12 protein-coding genes are annotated in these 19,070 nt (G+C 55.0%); 3 read left to right on the top strand and 9 right to left on the bottom strand.

Annotated elements, in window-relative coordinates; all coding sequences use genetic code 11:
• Positions 1-40: 40 nt before the first annotated feature.
• Both cobA and K7H09_RS22560 read right to left on the bottom strand, forming a co-directional pair.
• Positions 41-940, bottom strand: coding sequence for a uroporphyrinogen-III C-methyltransferase (cobA, locus tag K7H09_RS22565; RefSeq protein WP_141439746.1), 900 nt, complete (start codon positions 938-940; stop codon positions 41-43).
• On the bottom strand, positions 900-3,665 hold the full coding sequence (locus K7H09_RS22560) for a nitrate reductase (protein WP_141439747.1): 2,766 nt from the start codon (positions 3,663-3,665) through the stop codon (positions 900-902). The genes cobA and K7H09_RS22560 overlap by 41 nt, the downstream gene beginning before the upstream one ends.
• Before the next feature lie 758 nt (positions 3,666-4,423).
• On the opposite strand from K7H09_RS22560, the gene K7H09_RS22555 reads away from it, so the two are divergent.
• From K7H09_RS22555 to nirD, 3 genes are all read left to right on the top strand, one after another.
• The gene (locus K7H09_RS22555; protein WP_230806086.1) at positions 4,424-5,764 is read left to right on the top strand and encodes an NAD(P)/FAD-dependent oxidoreductase; all 1,341 of its coding nucleotides are present in this window, start codon (positions 4,424-4,426) and stop codon (positions 5,762-5,764) included.
• On the top strand, positions 5,765-8,272 hold the full coding sequence (gene nirB, locus K7H09_RS22550) for a nitrite reductase large subunit NirB (RefSeq protein WP_230806084.1): 2,508 nt from the start codon (positions 5,765-5,767) through the stop codon (positions 8,270-8,272).
• A 71-nt stretch (positions 8,273-8,343) separates the two neighbouring features.
• Positions 8,344-8,778, top strand: a complete 435-nt coding sequence (gene nirD / locus K7H09_RS22545; RefSeq protein ID WP_230806082.1) for a nitrite reductase small subunit NirD — start codon at positions 8,344-8,346, stop codon at positions 8,776-8,778.
• Between the two features lie 154 nt (positions 8,779-8,932).
• Here the strand turns inward: nirD and K7H09_RS22540 are convergent, their stop codons facing one another.
• The 7 genes from K7H09_RS22540 to K7H09_RS22510 form a co-directional block, all read right to left on the bottom strand.
• Complete coding sequence (locus tag K7H09_RS22540; RefSeq protein ID WP_141439750.1) at positions 8,933-10,567, bottom strand: hypothetical protein; 1,635 nt, start codon at positions 10,565-10,567, stop codon at positions 8,933-8,935.
• A gap of 185 nt (positions 10,568-10,752) precedes the next feature.
• Complete coding sequence (locus K7H09_RS22535; protein WP_141439751.1) at positions 10,753-11,151, bottom strand: hypothetical protein; 399 nt, start codon at positions 11,149-11,151, stop codon at positions 10,753-10,755.
• Positions 11,152-11,225: 74 nt separating this feature from the next.
• A complete protein-coding gene (locus K7H09_RS22530; RefSeq protein ID WP_230806080.1) occupies positions 11,226-12,359 on the bottom strand; it encodes a hypothetical protein in 1,134 nt (377 codons plus the stop codon).
• A gap of 54 nt (positions 12,360-12,413) precedes the next feature.
• The gene (locus tag K7H09_RS22525; RefSeq protein WP_230806078.1) at positions 12,414-13,547 is read right to left on the bottom strand and encodes a hypothetical protein; all 1,134 of its coding nucleotides are present in this window, start codon (positions 13,545-13,547) and stop codon (positions 12,414-12,416) included.
• Between the two features lie 18 nt (positions 13,548-13,565).
• On the bottom strand, positions 13,566-17,048 hold the full coding sequence (locus K7H09_RS22520; protein WP_141439752.1) for a toxin VasX: 3,483 nt from the start codon (positions 17,046-17,048) through the stop codon (positions 13,566-13,568).
• Positions 17,049-17,059: 11 nt separating this feature from the next.
• Positions 17,060-17,983 carry a DUF4123 domain-containing protein gene (locus K7H09_RS22515; RefSeq protein WP_052475534.1) on the bottom strand — a complete coding sequence of 308 codons (924 nt, stop codon included), beginning with the start codon at positions 17,981-17,983 and terminating at the stop codon, positions 17,060-17,062.
• A gap of 2 nt (positions 17,984-17,985) precedes the next feature.
• Positions 17,986-19,070, bottom strand: a 1,085-nt coding sequence (locus K7H09_RS22510; protein ID WP_230806076.1) for a type VI secretion system Vgr family protein, incomplete at its 5' end; no start/stop codon positions are given.

The following is a 19,070-nucleotide window of genomic DNA, read 5'->3' as shown; positions in this document are numbered from 1 at the left end:
AAGGGTCAGAAGAATAAAACGCGCACCGCAAACCCTGCCGCTAAGGCGTGATTTGCTGTGCAGAGCAAAAATTGGTGGCTAGGTTAGCGGGCGTCGTGGCGACTCTTTGCACCACACTGCCCACCACAATCAAACAGGGTGACGGTAAGGGAGTTGCGGCGAGTTTTTCGGGCATATCCGCCAGCGAGCCCACCAGCGACTGCTGTTCACTCTGGCTGGCGTTAGCCACCAGCATGATCGGCCACTCATCCGGCAGGCCTGCTTGGCGTAGGCCGTGGCAAATTGCACTCACTTTTGAAAGCCCCATATAAAACACCAGGGTTTCATCCTTGCGCGCCAGCGATGCCCAATCCGGCGTACCGTCTTCGCGGCATAGCTGGGCAGTCACAAAGCGCAGTTGCTGCGCATGACCGCGATCGGTGAGCGGAATGCCCATGCAGGCAGCGGCGGCTGAAGCAGCGGTGATCCCCGGCACAATGGCAGCGGGGATCTCGGCAGTGGCCAGGGCATCCAGCTCTTCGCCCATCCGCGCGAATACCGCCGGGTCGCCGCCTTTCAAGCGCACCACCGATTTACCTTCCCGGGCGAGTTTTACCATCAGCTCGCCGATCTCCGTTTGGGGTACACTGTGGTGGCCGCGGGCTTTGCCAACGTAGTAGCGTTCGCTGCCGCTAGGAATCAGCGCCAGAACGTCATCGCCCACCAAGCGGTCATATACCACGGCGTCCGCCTGCATAAGTAAGCGTGCGGCCTTGAGGGTTAACAGCTCCGCATCGCCGCTGCCTGCGCCAACCAGGTAAACCTGCCCGGCGCGGCACTCGCCACGCAGTGGCAAACGTATGTCTACAGCCTGCTGAACCCACGGCGTTAGCGCGCGGTGCGATAACCGCATAAAGGCGTTAAACCACTTCTGTAGCAAGGGGTTGCTTAGTGCGGGCATTGGGCCGCTCCTCTTCAATAAGTGATTTCAATTCGGGAATACAGCTACCGCACTGGGTGCCGCAGGCGAGCCTGGCGCCCAACGCTTCTACGCTGGTGTCGCCCTCTCGGATAGCGCTGACGATGGTGGTTTGGCCCACTTGGTGGCAACTACACACCACCGGCCCGGTATCCGCAGCACCGTCGTCGCAGCCCGCCAATAGGCGCCGGCGGTGGGTATCGCTCAGCGCCGCCTCGTTAAAACGCGCTTCCAGCCACGCCAACCCTGGCAACTCTTTGGGCGGGCCAACCATCAGCCACCAGCGCAATTGACCGCTTTCCACGCAGGCGGCGCGCAGACGTCCGTTAGTAGGGTCTTGGCTGATAACCGATACGTCGCCGGGCAGCCACGTTTTCAGTTGCGCCAACCAGTCATTAACCGACTGCGTATTGGCAAGCTGCCAGCGTTGGCAGCCGCGCATGGGAATACGTGTCCAGTAGGCACTGGTGCACCAAGGTGTTGATTCCGTTGCCCCTTCGGCGATCAGTAGAGTAGCCTGCCAATCAGTAGCAAGCGGCGCCAGCGCCACGGCGCCGTGCTTCGATTCTGGCTGCCCAGAGAGCGGATCGGTAATGCTGTCGATCAGCGCGCTGCTTCTGGCCTGCTGGGTGAAGCAGTCAGTCCAGTGGATGGGTACGAAGACCTCACCGCGGCGTTGGGCATTGGAGACCCGCACCCGAGCACGAAATTCGCCTTTCTCGGCGGTTAACACCGCCAGCCCTTGATCGGTTACACCGGCAGTGTGGGCATCCTCTGGGTGCACATCCATAAAGGGTTCGGCGCGGTGATTCATTAACCGCGGTGAGCGAGCGGTGCGGGTCATGGTGTGCCACTGGTCACGAATCCGGCCGGTGTTCAGACGCAGCGGATAAGCGGCGCTCAGCGCCTGCTCAGGCCCTTGGGGCTTGATCGCCAGCAGCTTGGCGCGACCATTGGCGGTGGCAAACTCGCCATCCTCAAACAGCCGCGCAGTGCCATGGGGTGCGGCCTTTGTGACCGGCCATTGAATGGGGGCTAAGGCGTCGTAACCATCCCGGCCCAGGCCCACCAAACCCGATATATCAAACAACCGCTGCGGGTTGCCGGGCACCGTGCTGTTATCAACTCCGTTTTCAAACCCTGAGAGACGAGCGTGCTCGTCGAAAATCTCCCAAGGGTGCGCGTAGTTAAACGCCTCGGCAAACCCTAATCGTTTCGCCACCTCGCAGATTATCCACCAGTCGTGGCGGGCCTCACCTGGGGGCGGCAGCATGCCCCGCTGGCGAGAAATGCGCCGCTCGGAGTTAGTCACGGTGCCATCTTTTTCCGACCACCCCGAGGCTGGCAGCACAATATCGGCATAAGGCAGCAGATCGGTATGGGCAGCGCACTCGGAAACAATCACCAGCGGACATTTCTCCAGCGCAGCACGCACCCGCGCAGCATCGGGAAGGCTAATCGCGGGATTGGTGGCCATCACCCACAGCGCTTTTATTTCGCCACGCTCGATGGCCTCAAACAGCTCCACTGCTTTATAACCGGGCCCTTCCGGCAGGATCGGTGTAAGGCTGTCGGTAGTCCAAAAGCGGCTGACTAGATCGAGGGCGCCTGGGGTGTGGTAATCCATATGCGCGGCTAGCTGGTTGGCCAACCCGCCTACTTCGCGCCCACCCATGGCGTTGGGCTGGCCGGTAATCGAGAACGGCCCTGCCCCCGGTAAACCGATTTTGCCGCCAGCCAAGTGACAGTTAATAATCGCGTTGCACTTATCGGTACCACTGGCAGATTGATTAACGCCCTGAGAGTAGAGGGTAACCACATGCAGCTGGCTGGCAAACCAGTAGTAGAAGGTTTCCAGTCGCTCGGGGTCAACATCACAGGCCGCCGCTACCTCCGCCACTGAGCCCGCGGTTTGCTGGGCCGCCGCCAGAGCATCGTCAAACCCTTCGGTGTGGCGCTCAAGGTAGAGGGTATCAAGCCTGCGACGCTGCGCCATCCACGCCAGCAAGCCGTTAAACAGGTAAGCATCGCTGCCTGGCTTAATCCCCAGGTAGAGGTCGGCGATTTCGCAGCTGTCGGTGACGCGCGGATCGATCACCACCAAACGCATCAATGGATTGCGCTCTTTGGCCACTTTGATGCGCTGGTAAAGTACCGGGTGATTCCAAGCCAAGTTGGAACCCACCAACACGATCAGTTCCGCCTCTTCCAAATCCTCGTAGTTACACGGCACCGCATCGGCACCGAAGGCACGCTTGTAGCCAACCACCGCTGAGGCCATACACAGCCTTGAGTTAGTATCTAAATGGGGCGTGCCTAAAAATCCTTTAAACAGCTTATTGGCCACGTAGTAGTCTTCAGTCAGCAGCTGACCGGATAGGTACGCTGCCACACTGTGGTTGCCATACTCGGCCCGTAGGGTGTTTAAGCGTTCGGTAGTAGTGCTTAGGGCGGTGTCCCAGGAGACCTCAACACCATCAACGCGAGGGTGAGTCAGCCGCCCCTGTTGTCCCAAGGTTTCATGTAGCGCAGAACCTTTGACACACAGCCGCCCGAAGTTCGCCGGATGCTCGCGGTCGCCCTCTACAGCGCTCAGCGTGCCCGCTTCAACGGTTGCCGTCACGCCACAGCCAACGCCGCAATAGGGGCAGGTGGTTTTGGCTTGCTGCGTCGTTGTGGACTGCTGCCCTGCTTTTGCCCCTCGCATAATACCTCCTCGGGTCGAACCTGAACGCCGTATATACGTATATAAATGCCGGGCATAAAAAAACGCCCAGTCCCATTCTCTAATGCGCTATATAAACGCATTAAGAGAAGAGGGCTGGACGTCGTTGCCACAGCGCACCTTCATCGGTGCATTACTCTTTACAATAGTCTCTTCAAACAAATGAAGATTTACTAACAGCTACACATTTTCTAACGGCTACTTATTTTTCTAACGGCTTTGGAATTGTTCGCTGCCATCGCCAAACAATGAGCGCTTATCCCTTGTTAACTTACTTATTGCCTTGGGAACTGCAAGAGCCAAGCCGACAACCGGCCATATAAAATTTAATCATTTAAAAACAGATGGTTAAAAAATAACAAATCATCACGCAACGCTCTTTTTCGCACTGTGTGCGCGCTAAATGGTGCTTGAGAGTGCAGGCCACCTCTCTTTTCGCACCATCACCGTGCAGTCTATCCGAAGAGCCTGGCCACCGTTTACCTATCACCTAAACATAAGCAGCTGAAGTTATTTAAAAAAATATGCTATACGGCCAGTTGGCTAGCTCCTTGCTTGTTACAGGGTAAGGTTTTTAATCAGCTGGCAGCCAATGGCGGTTGTCGCGTATTTAAAACGACGCTATCGGGCAACGACGCCCCTGTTACGCACGCTTTTGCGATTATTTGCAAAGAGGTGCGCGACAGGGGCGTTTTTTTGTTTGGTGCTCAAGCAGCCGCAAAGACACAGAGGAGCCCCCCATGGAAACTACTTCCCGGTGCTCATCCAACGACCATCTGGTGGTCATTGGCAATGGTATGGCAAGCCACCGCCTAATTGAGGCGTTGGTAAAACAGCCCACACGCCCCCAGCGCATCACGGTGATTGGCGCAGAGCCAAGCCCTGCCTACAACCGTATTCTGCTTTCACCACTGCTGGCCGGTGAGATGCAGCAGGAGGCGCTTACCCTGCGCGATACCCAGTGGTACGCCGAACAGGGCGTTACGCTGATACTGGGTGAAAAGGTCGAGATGCTTGATCGCGCACGCCAAACATTGACCACCGATAGCGGCCGATCGCTTGATTACGATCATTTGGTCATCGCCACCGGCTCGCGTCCAGCGCTGCCCAACGTTCCCGGCATTGAGCTTGAGGGCGTACATGGCTTTCGCGACCTGCAAGATGCCGAATCACTAGAAGCCATTGCTCAAAAGGGCGGTGACGCTGTCGTGATTGGCGGCGGCCTGCTGGGTCTTGAAGCTGCTGAAGGACTGCGTAAACGCGGCAGTGATATCAAGGTGAGCGTGCTCCAGCGCAGCGAGCGGCTGATGAACCGCCAGTTGGATGTTACCGCTGCACACCTGCTTAAAGACACCCTCACTCAACGCGGTCTACAGATCATCACCGGCGCGCAGTTAGCGAGGCTAGAGAGTGACGCCCTGGGCCGGGTAGCTAAGGTGCATCTTGCCGATGGCCGCCAGTTGAACGCCTCCAGTGTGATCGTTGCCGCGGGCATTACCCCTAATGCGGAACTTGGCCGCCAGGCAGGTCTACGCACTGATCGAGCTATTGTAGTTGACGAATGGCTCACCACCAGCGACCCGGCGGTCTCAGCACTGGGCGAGTGCTGCCAGTTCGATGGCACCACCTACGGCTTGGTGGAGCCGATCTGGCGTCAGGTAGAAGTGCTCGCCGCGACGCTGTGCGGCACTCATACCCAAGGCTACGCGGATGCTCCCAGCGCTACCAAACTCAAAATTAGCGGTGTAGCGCTCTACGCCTTTGGCCCCACCGAGGCCAGCGCCGAGCATGAAGTGCTGAATTACCACGACATTGAGCGCGGCGACTACCGCCGCCTGCTGCTACGCGACGGCCAGATTGAAGGTGCGGTGCTTTACGGCGACACCAGCCAAGGCCCCTGGTACTTCGAACAGGCGCTCGCGGGTACCGATCTCAACGCTTACCGCCAAGCCTTGTTGTTTGGTGTTGCTGATGTCGAGGTGCTCCGCGAAGCATCTCAGCACAGCCCTGATTCTTCTGAGCTTTCTTCAAAACAATCTTCTTCAAAACACTCTTCTCATACAACGTCGGAGGCGGCTTAAATGTCTACCCAACAGCAGCTTATTATTATTGGTAACGGCATGGTCGGCCACCACTTGGTCGAGCAGCTCGTCGATAACAGCGCCCTTGAGCGCTATCAGGTCACCGTGTTTGGCGAAGAGCGCCACCGCGCCTACGACCGGGTGCACCTGTCTGAATATTTCAGCGGCCGCGATGCCGATTCGCTAGCGCTTTGCGAAGCGGATTACTACGCCACCAGCGGCGTTGGACTGCGCACAAGCGAAGCCGTCATTGAGATCGACCGCAACTCACAAGAGGTGGTCACCGAACAAGGCCGTTACCCTTACGACCGCCTAGTGCTGGCTACCGGCTCGTTCCCTTTCGTGCCGCCGATTCCCGGTAATGACCGCGATGGCTGCCTGGTGTACCGCACCCTGGACGATTTAGACGCCATTCAGGCCGCCGCCGAAAACGCCACCACCGGCGTGGTCGTGGGCGGCGGCTTGCTGGGCCTTGAAGCGGCTAACGCCCTGCGCGGCCTGAACCTGGATACCGCCGTGGTGGAGTTCGCCTCACGCCTAATGCCGATGCAGGTGGATAACGAAGGCGGCGAGCTACTGCGGGAAAAAATCGAAGCGCTGGGCGTACAGGTGCTTCTTGAACGGGCCACACAGCGTATTGAAGATGGCGAGGCAAGCCGCCACCGCATGGTCTTCCAAGACGACAAAGTGCTGGAAACCGACCTGATTGTGTTCTCAGCAGGCATCCGCCCCCGCGACCAGTTGGCCCGTGATTGCGGCCTGGAGATTGGTGAACGCGGCGGCGTGGTGGTGGATAACCAGTGCCTCACCAGCGACCCGGCCATTCTGGCAATTGGTGAAGTGGCGCTGTGGAACCAGAGCATTTTTGGCCTGGTCGCCCCCGGTTATCAAATGGCCAAAGCAGCATTTTCGACGCTAACCGAAGGCGATACCCAGTTTGGCGGCGCGGATATGAGCACCAAGCTCAAGCTGCTGGGCGTGGATGTGGGCTCGATTGGTGATGCCCACGGCAACCAAAACCCCAGCGCTCGCATGTTCCGCTACCTAGACCCCATCAAGCAGGAGTACCGCAAACTGGTGGTCTCCAGCGACGGTAAAAAGCTGCTCGGCGCCATGCTGGTGGGCAATAACAGCGTTTACGACACGCTGCTGCAGTACTACTCCAACGGCATTGAGTTGCCCGACGAGCCCGCCTCATTGATTCTGCCCCAAAGCAGCGGCGCCGCGCCCACTCTCGGCCCCGGTGCGCTGCCGGAAACCGCCTCCATCTGCTCTTGTCACAACGTCACTAAAGGTGATATTTGCGCCACTATTGACGCTGGCGCAGTAGATCTAGGCGGTGTCAAAGCGGCCACCAAAGCCAGTACCGGCTGTGGCGGCTGCACAGCGCTGCTTAAAAGCGTGGTTGACCATGAGTTGGAAGCCCGCGGTGTCGAAGTCGATAAATCGATTTGCGAACACTTCGCCCATACCCGCCAGGAGCTTTACGATATTGTGCGCGTTGAAGGTATTAAAACCTTCACTGACTTGATTGAAAAACACGGCAACGCCGACACCCACCGCCTGGGCTGCGATATCTGCAAACCCACCGTGGCATCAATTCTGGCCTCCTGCTTTAACGAGCCGATCACCGACGCGGCGCATATTCCCCTGCAGGACACCAACGACACCTTTATGGCCAACATGCAGAAAAACGGCACCTACTCAGTAGTGCCGCGTGTTGCCGGTGGCGAGATTACCCCGGACAAACTCATCGTGCTGGGTGAAGTGGCCAAAAAATACAGCCTCTACTCCAAGGTCACCGGCGGCCAGCGTATCGATCTGTTCGGCGCCCGCCTGGAAGACCTGCCGGATATCTGGGGAGAGCTAATTGCTGCAGGTTTCGAGACCGGCCACGCCTACGGTAAATCGCTGCGCACGGTGAAATCCTGCGTAGGTAGCACCTGGTGCCGCTACGGCGTGCAGGACAGCGTCGGCATGGCGATTCAGTTAGAGAACCGCTACAAGGGCCTGCGCTCACCGCACAAGATCAAGTTTGGCGTTTCCGGCTGCACCCGCGAGTGCGCCGAAGCTCAGAGCAAAGACATCGGCATTATCGCCACCGAAAACGGCTGGAACCTCTACGTTTGCGGTAACGGCGGTATGCGCCCCCGCCACGCCGAACTGTTTGCCACCGACCTGGACGACGAGCAGCTCTACCGCACCATTGACCGCTTCTTGATGTTTTACGTGCGCACTGCCGACCGTTTGCAACGCACTTCGGTGTGGCGCGAAAACCTCGACGGCGGCCTGGAGTACCTCAAAGAGGTGATTCTGGAAGACAGCTTAGGCATCAACGACGAGCTGGAGCGCCAGATGCAAACCGTGGTGGATACATACCAGTGCGAATGGGCCGACGCCATCAGCGACCCGGAGAAACTCAAGCGCTTCCGCAGCTTCGTCAACGACGACCGCCCGGATCCGTCAATCATTATGACCTCCGAGCGCGGCCAGCTGCGCCCCGCTTAAGCGACGCTGGGCCCTGACACTGACAACGACACTGACACTGACACTGACACTGAATAAAAACGAGGCAACCCATGACCGCAACGGCACTGAAAAAAGAGATGGATATGGCGGATGTGCACAATAGCGAGGCTTTTGAAAACCACGCTTCTGAAAACAACACGGCGTGGCAAAAAGTTTGTACCAAAGATGATCTGGTAGCGTTCTCTGGCATCGCCGCCTGGCTGGAAACCGCCGAAGGCCCCGCCCAGGTAGCTATTTTCTACTTGCCCGGGCTACGAGGAAAGGGCGATGAACTCTATGCTCTCGACCACCATGACCCCTTTTCAAACGCCAACGTGATCGCTCGAGGCATCGTTGGCGACCTTAAAGGCTCGGCGGTAGTCGCCTCGCCTATCTACAAGCAGCACTTCCGCCTTGAAGACGGCCAGTGTTTAGAGGATGAGGACGTTAAGCTACGTACCTGGAAGGTCGAATTTAAAGGTGATGAGGTGTGGGTTGAGGGGTGATCACGCTGCTTAACACTGTTAAGGGCGGCCAGAACCGCTCTTAACATTATTGAAACACACCTCAATCTCAGCTTGCTTTAGAATCGACTGCATCTGGCTATCGAAAACCTGATTGCCTGATGCAGAACCTCCTTACGATTAGGTGACGGAAGCTCTATTTTTGACGATCGTTATTTTTTGAAGGGATTACCATGCCGCACCATTTTAATATTTTCTTAAAAGAAAAACGTGAGAGTAGCGTCGTTGTTGAAGAGTGCTGAGTAGTGTCAGGATGACATAGCAACGTTTCACCTTGAATAACCGCGCAAGTTTTAGGCATTGGCTGCCCACCCTGCTCTGGCGGAAGGCTGATAACTTCATCCTCAATAAACGCTAACCACCACTTCTTCAGGCGGCGCCCAGGCTCACTGGTTAAGGGAAAGGCCTGTTCAACCAACAGCAGCTGAGAGGCAGCATGATCATACTCTACATGATCCAATAAAAGACTGTTTACCATAATAAAAAGCGTATGCCACGCTTGCAATTGGTCTTGTTCGGAGGGGCTCTGTTTCAGGTATTCGATAAATTCACTAAAGAAATTATTACTAAGCGCCATGGGGCTGCCTGCTTTTTCAAGGCGAGCATCATGTTGTCTAATATCGTTTAGGAAATCTTGTCGCCCTCCCCCTCTTTGCATAGAGCTAGGTTCATATTCATCGCTAGTCAATGGTGCAGTCATATACACATAGAGTTCTTGTATCAAACGTGCGCGACCCAACGCATCAGGCGCATCCAGAGCGACTTCTAACGCCAGGTTAACCAAGCGCTCGTTCAGTTCTTTGAAACAAGTGCAGATTGATGAACTAAGGTTTGCAGAACACTCTGAAACAAGCCACATTAAATGCTCATGGGGTACAAAACGACTGCCCGCTCGGTTATGAAATGCTACTAATGGCTGAGCAATAGACACCCAGTTGCGGGCTTTATTTTCAGCGGTAGCGACATACTCAAAAAGCTCTTTTTCAGACTCACTTAGCTCATTCGACATTGTGTCCTCATAGGACAATCTTTGCTCTGAACTAACCGCTTGATAAATTTCAGTAGATATAGACTCAAGACCTTCTTCTAACTCTGCTAGCAAACCAGCAACATTTTCATGATACGTATCATATAAAAAAACTGCTAACTGATTGTTAGCAACATCAATTTTTTCATCTTTACTTATTGCCATTAAGACACTGCCCAGCACAGAAGCACCGTGCGGTTCAAAGGCGTTCACTACAGCATGAGCAATGCGCTTTGCATGCCATTCCAGGGCGTATTCAAGCTCTATCATCGACACTTCACTGAAGTTCCCGGCACGCCGCTGCTGGTTAATACTATCTAATAAGGTAGATTTATTAAGTTTCTGCCACTCGTATAATACATTGTTAACCGTATCAGGCTTTAATATACTTTCGGCTGTTAAATTGTGAACCGACAAGTTAAACCTAGCAAATGGTGGGCTCAGCGAATCCTCATCAAGCTGCCCCTCAACCGCTTGGAGGGCTTGGGTAAAACCAGCACCTGGCAACCACGCCACCTCTGCTTTCAAACGCATAGCAGAGTCCACTAGAGCAGACTCGATCATGTTGGCCTCTTCGGCATTTAAGCAGAATTGCTGAACGTTATGCCGCAGCCGATGCTTTAAATCCGTATGGCTATTACTGGGCGAATAGTTTAAAAGGCAAAAAAGATTGTCATTTAATGAAAATGAGGAAACTTTCATTTCTCGAAGAGCGCTGACTTGCGCCTGCATACGGCCATTCATGGTGCGTCCCAAATTAAAAGAGAGAAAACATTAACATCAAAAAAACAACAACTAATTAACAGCAAGCCCTTAAATCCAACCACTTCTTTTTAAAATGTGGCATAGGTTAAGAAACTGACTCCAAAACCCAGCCACACTTCTAACATCCTGGTCAACCCTCTACCAAATAGACAACATCACCATCATCAGGCTTTATTCAGACCAATTGTCAAATCAGTCTGGTTATCAACGAGCGCCTTCAGTAAACCAAAAATCCCCAGCCCGACGGGCATATAAAGAATAAACCCAAGTCCGCCAAAGTAGAGAGACACGATTAGTCCCCCGAGGGTGTAGAGCAGCATAAAGACAACCATCGCCTTCCCGAATCGCTCTCTTTTCTTCATAACACTCGCTAGGCGATCCTTGTCTTCAGTCCCAATCAGCAACTCGCCTTCACAATCTGGGCAAGTAGCCTTATTGGCTTTCAAAAGGTCGGCAATCCATGGTGAATCTTCGCAGAAACAAGAGCTGCATGAGGGACACTCGAAATCAATGTTTTCAACTAAGGCTTTCTCTTCTTTTGTGCAGGCTTCTTTTTCACTCAATGCTGTACTCTCCAATACTGGGTTATTGATACACTATCGCTAAGCGACCTGGTTGCGCACCCACTCTCGGTTCTTCAGGCTGAGAGTAGCGTTTCCTCTGCATAAACCTCGGCAAAGATAGCCGTGATCGGCCGATTTGGCTGCTGGGCATGACGTTGCCTGACTTCTTTTGAGAGGCGCGTGAGCTCTGCGCTAGGCTTGGCCCACTGTTCTTCAGGCAGAGGTTGCGACCATTCATCAAGGCTCGCTGGTAGCGTCTTCTGTCCGGCCTTTTGGATAACGCGTATTTCCCATTCGGCAAGATGAAAAGGAATCGTCCATAGGTCAAGAATGTGCCACAGGTACCACATGGTGACCGCGAACAGACCGATGTCGCCCTTGCGGTAGCGGCGGTGCAACCGGCGCCGGGCATTGTGGAAAGTATGCACGCCCTCGTAGGGCGGATCACCGGGGCGATGCAGGCCATGGGGATCTTGAATTTCTTCGCGAGTATTGACCTCGTACTCCATATAAGCCCGCACCGCTTCCCAAAGCCCAAACGCCAGGGGCATGCCCGGCTGTGATAATTCCAGGAAGTGCTGCTGCCCGGTTTCAGGCTCGATAAAGCCTATCCCCAAGCCATACTGACGCTGCACACCGTATTGCGTTACCCCTTGCGCCTGGGTCACCCAGGCTGCCACGTTTTCCCAGGGCACGATGATGGGCGGTTTTCCGCCACCCGGCGCAAAGGCCACCTCACGGCGCTGGCGATGAAAACGCGTGGGCACAGCCTCGCGAAACTTAAAGTGATAGTGGGCTTTAATCACTAAGGCTAATAGTAATACCAATGTCGAGAACACTACGGCCTGAGAAAACACCTCATCAAATACGAGTCCAGTAACCAGAAAAAATGCATCTACATCTTTTCCATATATCCCAATTGCCACCCCTCCAATCAAGGGCAGAAGAAAAGCTAGCATTAAAAACCCTATAAAAGGTATGCCTAACGTAAACTGCCAAGTAAATGGCGTGGGAAGGCTGCCTCCGAAATCTAAGTAGGCATCGTTCACTTCCCCAATCGCCTGATTGAAATCCAAGGGCGCCGCTTCCGTGGGCAAGGGAGCAGGGGAAAGGTAGATAACCTTGCCACCTGGAAAGGGCTCGACATCTCCAGCCCGGTGGGGCTGGAGAATATCAGGCCGCGGCGTTGGGTGTTGCTTGGCCGACATAGGGGTGCCTTAAATCAATTAATAAAGAAGGGGGTCGATATACTGCCCACTTCATCAGGCTGACATTGGCGTCTCTTCGCCATAAATCTCGGCGAAGATAGCCGTGATCGGCCGGTTTGGCTGCTGGGCACGACGTTGCCTGACTTCTTTTGATAGGCGCGTGAGCTCTGCGCTAGGCTTGGCCCACTGCTCTTCGGGAAGGGATTGCGACCACTGATCAAGACTCGCTGGTAGCGTTTTCTGTCCAGCTTTTTGGATGACGCTTATCTCCCATTCCGCAAGGTGAAAAGGTATCGTCCATAGGTCGATAATGTGCCACAGGTACCACATGGTGACCTTGAACAGGCCGATATCGCCCTCGCGGTAGCGGCGGTGCAACCGACGCCGGGCATTGTGGAAGGTATGCACGCCCTCGTAGGGCGGGTCACCGGGGCGATGCAGCCCGTGGGGATCTTGAATTTCTTCGCGAGTATTGACCTCGTACTCCATATAAGCCCGCACCGCTTCCCAAAGCCCCAATGCCAATGGCATGCCCGGCTGTGATAATTCCAGGAAGTGCTGCTGCCCGGTTTCAGGCTCGATAAAGCCTATCCCCAAGCCATACTGACGCTGCACACCGTATTGCGTTACCCCCTGCGCCTGGGTCACCCAGGCCGCCACGTTCTCCCAGGGCACGATGATGGGCGGTTTTCCGCCGCCCGGCGCAAAGGCCACCTCACGGCGCTGGCGATGGAAACGGGTGGGCACAGCCTCGCGAAACTTGAAGTGGTAGTGGGCTTTGATAAACAAGGCGAGAATCAGTATCAAGGTGCAGATCACAGAGGCCTTGGCAAAGGCTTCATTAAAAAGCCCGGCAACCCCTACATAAAATAGAGCAATATCCTTTCCTATAAACCACATTAGCCCCCCCCCCAACACTGGAATCAGAAAAACCAGCATTAAAAAACTAATAAAGGGTATGCCTAACGTAAACTGCCAAGTAAATGGCGTGGGAAGGCTGCCGCCGAAATCCAAGTAGGCATCGTTTACTTCCCCAATCGCCTGATTGAAATCCAAGGGGGCTACACCCGTAGGCAAGGGGACTGGCGACAGGTAAATAACCTTGCCACCTGGAAATGACTCAACATCACCAGCCCGGTGGGGCTGAAGGATATCCGGACGCGGCGTTGGGTGTTGTTTGGCCGACATAGGGCTACCTTAAATCGATTAATAAAGAAGGGGGTCGATATGCTGCCAGGGGGCTTCCCCGCCACGAATAGCAACATCCGATGGTGTGTAATCTCCGCTGCCCCCCGCAGGCGACAGGTAAATATGGTAATCGTTAGCCTGGTATTGGCCATCGCGGCCCAGCACTTCCAGCCGAACGGCAAAAACATTATGGGTGGGGCGTGCGGATATTGAGTTCAGCGGCTCGGGCTGAGGCAGGGCAAACGCGAGTGGCGCTTTATCCGCAAGTGACAGGCTTTCCACGATCTTATCGGTGGCCGTCACCCAACGTTCAGGCCGATAATCTCGGCCACCATCTTCAGGGAGTACCTGGTAAGCCCCCAGGGAAAGGCGCACCGGTGCCTTGCCGCCAAACGGTGCCATGAGGTCTTGAAGACTAATAGGCAAGACGAGTTTAAAATCGACCGATATTGGCCCACTTACTCTCCTCTTCCACCAACTATCAGCCTCTTCAATCGTGACATTGATTTTGGGTGCCTGGGCAATCTCTTGTAACCGTGCCTGATACGCTTCAAGCGTATCATTACCGGCTTTAGCGGCATCCTGGCTCCAGGGGGTGGAAAGCAACCATTCGTCATGGCGACTAATACTGTAATAGTTAGTCAGCCAGCTCCCTCCCAGTTCAAGTATGCTAAACAAGCCCCCGGCGAGATTAAAGCGCCAAAACACCGTCCCCAGGCGTGTACCCGCCGCAGCCCACTCGGCGCCTCGGAATATCGCCGAGAAACCGGTATGCAGAGTGTTGACTAGCCCATAAGCATTGGCCCCCAACATGCCACCCGCACCAACCATACTCGCCATGGCAGCACTTTGAGCGCTGCGGTTACCGCTACGGACAGCTTCCTGCCATGTTCCATGGCGGTTAGAAACGCTCTCGTATGACGTAAAAATGCCTAAAGCATATGTAAAACCACCAAGAAAAACATGTAGCCTTCCAAGGGAGGCACTCACACTTTGAGCATCGGGCACATTAAAAACACCGGCAAGCGCTTTCGCTCTAGCGCCGAGGGCAGTATCCATAATCCCCTGAGCAGCTAGGAATCCAGCACTGCCTGTCGCAACAAAACTCTTTAAAACAGGAGTCCAATCTCGTTCTCCACCATTAAGATAATTTTCCACTAGTACTTTTGTAGCGTTGTATAACACTGAAAATTGAGATGCAAACACCAAAAGCCCCAGCCCATCCCCAGCCAGATTGACCCTCGGCGCTGCCGCAATCCCTTGGCGTATATTGCTAACCAACCTGCCCACTTCAGCCTGCTGGGCTACGGAAAATACCGCTGTCAGACCAATCCGTCCGGGGTTAGCCCCCGCGATACGGACGCTGTTTTCGGGAAGCTCTTCGATTGGGCTAATGGCTTTAGCCAGGGCGGGCTCATGCACCGTTTGTAGTTCATGGCGCAGGTTCTCAAATTTCTTACGCAGGTCTTTAGCTTCAGGGGAGCGATGCCCGGCGGTTTTCTTAACCTCGTTGCGGCGCTTGCGAATAATGTCAAGCTCCTCACGCAGCGTCAAAACACGTTGCACGGTGCGCCGAAAATTCGTTAACTCCTCAGGCGATGCCACCACAAAGGTGGCACCCGTGCGTTGGGCAGCATCCAGAATTCTCGCTGGTAGGGCCTTGGGCAGGCGCCGGAATAGCTCCTCAATGTCAGGCATCGAGTGACGGTCGATACCCTGATAAAACTCTTCCATAACCTGGGCGATTCCCCGCGAGATAGCGGGCCCCAAGGTTTGATGAGCACTATCGGCAATAACCTGAGTATTATCAGGCAGTGTATCAATGGCAGGTAACTGCCCCGCCTCTAGGGACGTAAGCTCACTGCGTAAATCATCCAGTTTGAGCAAGGTACCGTAGCCAGCATTAGCAATAGTAGAGTACTGGCTGATGAAATCATTCTGGTCAGCAAGCGGCAGCGTATGGAACAGCGGTCGGTCGTAGTACGGCGCGCCCTCCAGCCAATCGGCTATCCGCTCCGTTACTTCATCGTTGCGGCAGATATCTTTCAAGCAGCCGTACTGGGCTTTGAAGCCTTCATGTACCTGTTCGTCAACCTGGGCATCAAAATACCAGGCAGCGTTATGGAAGCGTGTATTGCACAGCATATCGGCACGATCATCAGAGATAGTATCGAGCAAAGCATTCCAGCGCTGCAGGCGGGGACGCTGTTCAGCGAGGAAGTCATCCATGCGCCCCCGATCAATCAGGTCATTAATGCCTCGCTCTCCGATTTTACTGCCTTTTAGCAGAGCCTTGAGCCGCTCGTTGTGCTTCTGCTTCATCGAAAGCAGCGCCTCGCTGTGGCGATCGACAAAGTCTCTTCCTAAGCTGTCGCTAAGGCTCTCTTCAATGTAGTAGCGATGAACTTCGCTATTCAGCCGATCAGAGATTGCGCGCGAATTAGTGAGACTCGCATCGTCACGGATGTCGTCAAGGCGCTCTTTAAGATCTTCGGGTAAGTCCGGGTCGTAGGACTGTGGCAATCTACCGGTATTACTTTCCTGATTGAGAAAATCAAGCAGCTCCTGGCGAACCTCACTTTGCCGCGGCTCCTCCATCGTGGCAACTTCATCCAACATCGCCTGAACGGCGGGATCATCGGACATCTGGCGCATGTCGTCCAATGACGCTTCGTTCAGTTGGGAGAGCGACTCTATATAGCAGGCCAGCATGTAATCCCGCTCGGTATGCCCCTCCTTCTCAGTGGCCCACTGCTCTATCCACCCCACGACTTCATCCTGGAACTGCGCTAAATCACGCATCACGCCAATATCATCGCGCGCAATCAGGCAAAGGCACTCGTCACGATCCTCCACCTCATGCTGAGCGAGCAGCTTGCCTAAACGCGTTTTGTGGTAGTAGTGATCATTTTCCCATAGATAAGGCTCCGCCTCATGCTCGTAACCTTCTTCCGGCACCTCTAGCTCGGCGTCTTCTGCAAATTCAGCCACCCACTCTTCTGCCTGGGCTGTCGTGATCAGATCCCTGCCTCCACCGGTAACCGGATTGGCACTGGCAAGACTGACCGCTTGCATAAAGGCATCGCGATCTTCTTCGCTTTCTTGCACCTGGGCGCGTTTTGCGCCCGTCCACTGGATCTCTGAAAAGCAGACGTAAAGCGTGCGGTCAGTCTCGTACTCGAGCTTGCCGCCATTGTGCCCCTTAAGGGTGTCCCCTTGATCGCGATACTCGTACTCGTGCAGTTCGTTGCTTTCACCATCCAATACATAGAGAAAGCCATTGCGCAGCAGGCGTATCCCTAGCGGGCGAGCTGTCAGTGAGTAAGGCATGCTTTTTTCTGGTTCAAGCTCTTCTACAATGCCGTAACGAAGCGGCACCAGCCTCACTTTGCCGGTGAAGAGAGGGCAAGTAGCGGCTTCTTCGCTATCCCGCGAAGAGAGTTCGTGGGCGGCAAATTCGGCATTGTCACGGTCATCTGAGGGACGTTCAAACGCAGACATCGTTAGCTTCCTTATATCGCCGCAGCGGCGGTGTTTGGTGACCCAGTTTTTGGTGAAGTAGTGGCTAGCGCTTGCTTTAGGCGCTGCAGGGCTGAATCGCTGCTGGCGATTAACAATGGATAAATCGAATGCTTTTCTAGCGCCTCCCAGGAGGTGAGGTTCAAACGAGCCATTAAGGTGCACAGCAGTGCCCACTCTTTAGGCGAGTTGAAACCGTAATGACGCGCATCTTCGACTAATAACGCGAGTAACCGAAAACGCTGTAGGGCTGAGTCGACACATGGCCATCCGTCATGAAGCTGTTCTACAAATGTCATCAGGTGGCGAATGTCGCGGCGTCTATTGCAGACCTGCAATCGTTGGTGCTGCTCTTCGCTCAATTGATAGCCGCTAACATCAATCATTAGCGGTGCCGTGGCGGAGTGCCCGGGCTCTGGATGCTGCCACGCGCTCTTCACTGCATCCGGCAAATGTAATTGCTGTATGGGCCCCCATGGGGCCGTGGCCGTTGAGCTATTATTCGGCAGCATGGCGGCAATAACAGCGGGGTCAGCCACTCTTAGCATCATGGGTGTTCCCAAGGGGTGTAACACGACCAATAGTTGGCGGTAGTGTTTTGCCACGTCGGTTAGAGAGGCGTCACTTTCGATTAAATAGCCCCACTCAGGCAGCGTTCCTTGAGCCAGATAGCTTTTCAATACCAAATCCTGGGGCCCCGAAAGCTGGATTAGCCATGGTGAAATGTCATTCAATGATGACAAGGGCGTGCCTGCATAAAGTAATTCAGCGTTTAGGTTGCCGTCTGACCAGGTATATAAGCGCTGTGCGATTTTTTTGACCCTTACGCCATCTAATATAAGAAAAACGTTTCGGTTACGCGGCCATTGCCAACTTGTGGCGTTGAGCAAGTGGGTAGGCTGATTAACAGTGGCCATGGTTACTTCGCCTCCTTACGAGGGGAGCACAGTGGGCATAACGCACTTTCTTGCAACAGCGCGGCGTATTGCGTAGCTGGCTCAATATCACTACTTAGCAACGGCGAATGCCCTATCGCTTCTGCCCGGTCATGATCTTTACCTTCTAACACCGGTGGCAGTTTGGGCGGCTCGGCGGCTTGCCCAGTGCCATTGCCGGGGCTGCCACCGGCGTTGATCTTGACCTGGGGGCCAACGATGGTGATACCGCTGGCGTCGAGCTTGATAAAGCTGCCGCCTACCTTGAGGGTGATTTCGCTACCGGCTTCGAGTACCGCTTTTTGGCCCGACTTGATATGCAGTTCCCGGCCACTTTCGCTTAGCCAGGCCTGCCCGGCACGCATATGCATAGTGCCTTCAACATTTAAATGTTGGGCGCCTTCGGTGTGCTCAAAGCGGTGGCGGTGCACCGTGTGGTGCTCGTCGTTGTCGATCTCGCTGATACGGTCATTGTGCACTTTGAGATGGCTATCGCGTTTGATCTCCTCGGTGCGGTCATTAAGGGTGAGCAGCTCCAGGTCTTTCTGAGCGTGGAGCCAGATCTGCTCCTCGCCAGTGGCATCCTCAAAGCGCAGTTCGTTAAAGCCTTCCGACTTATGGCTCTGGGTGCGGATCACCGTGCGGGTCTTGTTGGCCGGCAGTGGATAGGGCGGGGTATTCACCGCGTGGTAGGTGCGCCCGGTGACCAGCGGCTGATCGGGGTCGCCCTCTAAAAACGAGACAATGACCTCGTGGCCGATCCGGGGGATCGCCATACTGCCGTAGCCACCGCCTGCCCAACCCTGAGCCACCCGTACCCAACAGCTGGCGGTCTCGTTGGGCTCGGCATAATGATCCCAGGGAAACTGCACCTTGACCCGGCCGTGCTCGTCGCAGTAGATCTCTTCGCCTTCGGGGCCGACCACAAAGGCCACCTGGGGACCGTCAACGCGAGGTTTAGGGTTGGGCACCGGACGAAAGGTCTGATCCCGGGGCATGATCACCACGTCATTGTGGTAGCGGGTCATCAGCTCGCCTGACTGGGCACTGCTCCCGTTATTTCCCCGGG

The organism is Halomonas sp. IOP_14 (assembly GCF_021021315.1).
In the GTDB taxonomy this organism is placed as follows: Bacteria; Pseudomonadota; Gammaproteobacteria; order Pseudomonadales; family Halomonadaceae; genus Vreelandella; species Vreelandella titanicae.
This window is presented reverse-complemented; position numbering and strand designations above follow the sequence as displayed.

Excerpts from the sequence above, each read along its gene's own strand:
- cobA (WP_141439746.1), bottom strand. The coding sequence starts at position 940 with ATGCCCGCACTAAGCAACCCCTTGCTACAGAAGTGGTTTAACGCCTTT.
- K7H09_RS22560 (WP_141439747.1), bottom strand. The coding sequence starts at position 3,665 with ATGCGAGGGGCAAAAGCAGGGCAGCAGTCCACAACGACGCAGCAAGCC.
- K7H09_RS22555 (WP_230806086.1), top strand. The coding sequence starts at position 4,424 with ATGGAAACTACTTCCCGGTGCTCATCCAACGACCATCTGGTGGTCATT.
- nirB (WP_230806084.1), top strand. The coding sequence starts at position 5,765 with ATGTCTACCCAACAGCAGCTTATTATTATTGGTAACGGCATGGTCGGC.
- nirD (WP_230806082.1), top strand. The coding sequence starts at position 8,344 with ATGACCGCAACGGCACTGAAAAAAGAGATGGATATGGCGGATGTGCAC.
- K7H09_RS22540 (WP_141439750.1), bottom strand. The coding sequence starts at position 10,567 with ATGAATGGCCGTATGCAGGCGCAAGTCAGCGCTCTTCGAGAAATGAAA.
- K7H09_RS22530 (WP_230806080.1), bottom strand. The coding sequence starts at position 12,359 with ATGTCGGCCAAGCAACACCCAACGCCGCGGCCTGATATTCTCCAGCCC.
- K7H09_RS22525 (WP_230806078.1), bottom strand. The coding sequence starts at position 13,547 with ATGTCGGCCAAACAACACCCAACGCCGCGTCCGGATATCCTTCAGCCC.
- K7H09_RS22520 (WP_141439752.1), bottom strand. The coding sequence starts at position 17,048 with ATGTCTGCGTTTGAACGTCCCTCAGATGACCGTGACAATGCCGAATTT.
- K7H09_RS22515 (WP_052475534.1), bottom strand. The coding sequence starts at position 17,983 with ATGGCCACTGTTAATCAGCCTACCCACTTGCTCAACGCCACAAGTTGG.